This is a genomic window from Mycobacterium sp. TH-M116 (assembly GCF_057473685.1).
In genome coordinates, this window is sequence record NZ_JBYCLC010000179.1 from 1 (window position 1) to 1,836 (window position 1,836).

At 67.0% G+C, this 1,836-nt stretch carries 2 protein-coding genes; one reads left to right on the forward strand and one right to left on the reverse strand.

Annotated elements, in window-relative coordinates; all coding sequences use genetic code 11:
- The first annotated feature begins 255 nt into the window (after positions 1–255).
- Positions 256–948 carry a GntR family transcriptional regulator gene (locus tag AC2VOK_RS09125; protein WP_428900186.1) on the forward strand — a complete coding sequence of 231 codons (693 nt, stop codon included), beginning with the start codon at positions 256–258 and terminating at the stop codon, positions 946–948.
- 168 nt (positions 949–1,116) lie between these two features.
- On the opposite strand, the gene AC2VOK_RS09130 is transcribed toward AC2VOK_RS09125, so the two are convergent.
- Positions 1,117–1,836 (reverse strand): spermidine synthase (locus AC2VOK_RS09130; RefSeq protein WP_428900187.1); only part of this gene is annotated, 720 nt, incomplete at its 5' end.

Here is a 1,836-nt window from a genome sequence, read left to right on the forward strand (position 1 = left end):
TGACCCAGTGATGCCTGCGGGCCCGGTAGGGCTGTTCCCCGTAGGACTGTTCCCCGTAGGGCTGTTGTGGCGCCGATTTCCGGGACTGTGCAGTCGCTGTCCGCTGGCCGGCCGATTGCGCGGTCAACTGATGCCTTCCCCTTCACCCTCACATCGCGTGCGCAGGTTTGATATTTGATTAAACATGGTGTTGTGTAGGTCACAGTATGGCCTCGACGGCCGCCCTGACAAGCTCCGAAAGCCCTGGCAACCCGCGTGAACGCTCCGCTATCGATCCGGCCGAGGAGACGGCGGCCGCTGCGCCGGGCGCAGTTGTCCGACGAGGTGGCGGGCCACCTGCGCGCGTCGATCATGTCGGGGACGCTGCGCCCGGGAACGTTCATCCGCCTGGACGAGACTGCGGCCGAGTTCGGGGTCAGCGTCACGCCGGTGCGGGAGGCCCTGCTCAAGCTGCGCGGCGAGGGCATGGTGCAGCTGGAGCCGCACCGCGGCCATGTCGTGCTGCCGCTGACCCGCCAGGACATCCAGGACATCTTCTGGCTGCAGGAGACGATCGCCAGGGAGCTGGCGGTCGCGGCCACCGAGCGCATCACCGACGCCCAGATCGACGAGCTCGAGTGCACCAACCACGCCCTGGCGGCGGCCGTGGAGTCCGCGGACGCCGAGGCGATCGCCGACATCGAGTTCGCGTTTCACCGCGTCTTCAACCAGGCCGGCGGCCGGATCAAGCTGGCCTGGTTCCTGCTGAATGCCGGGCGCTACATACCGGCGCTGGTGTACGCGGGCGACCCGGAGTGGGGCACGGCCGCGGTCGACAACCACCGGAAGCTGATCGCCGCGCTGCGCCGCCGCGACGCCGCCGCAGCCGCCGAGCAGACCGTGCGGCAGTTCACCGACGCCGCGCAGCGGCTCACCGACATGCTGGAGCGCGCCGGGATCTTCGCCTGACCCGGATTTCACCGTGGATGGCCGTAGGCCTCGCCCCACCGATGGAGTAGCTGTCCGTGGGGCGTCCTGATCAGGAAAAGTGCCCCTCGAGCTGTGCTGATTGATGGCCTTGACGCAGTGATCGCCCGAGGTTGGAAAGGCACTTCCGGTGCACGTGGGTTCAGGCCGTCACGATCGGGTCGCGAGGTAGATGGTGGCGGCCGACTGGCCCCGGGTAAGGGGGTTGTCGAACCAGATCTGCCGGGCGTCGACGTCGGTGAAGACGGTGTGGAGGACGGAGCGGAAGTCGTCGTCCGGTGGATCGTCGGACCACATGGCGAACGTGCCGCCGGGGGCGAGATGAGCGGATGCGGCTTGTAGGCCGTCGTGGGTGTAGAAGGCTGCGTGCGGTTGGTGCAAGACGTGGCGGGGCGAGTGGTCGATGTCGAGCAGGATCGCGTCATAGGTTCGGCCGGGCTGCTGCGGATCGAAGCCCACCGAGCCTGTCGCGGCCGCGAAGAAGTCCGCGCACACGAGCGAGACGCGGGGGTCGGTGGCCAGACCGGCTGTATCCGGGAGCAGATCGCGCTCGTGCCAGTCGATGACGGCATCGGAGTATTCGATGACCGTGAGTCTGTGAATCCGGTTGCACTTCAGAGCTTCTCGCGCGGTGTAACCAAGCCCGAGCCCTCCGATGATCACGTCCAAACCCAGCCCCGGCGTCCTTGCCAGTCCCAGCCGTGCCAGCTCGCTTTCGGCGACGGTGAAGAGGCTGGACATCACATACTCGTCGTCGAGCTTGACCTCGTAGACGTCGGCACGCACCGTCAGGTCGAATCGGCGCCGCAAGCTGATCACACCCATCGGAGTCTGCTGCCAGCCCAATTCCTCGAAGCGTGCGGTCATCGA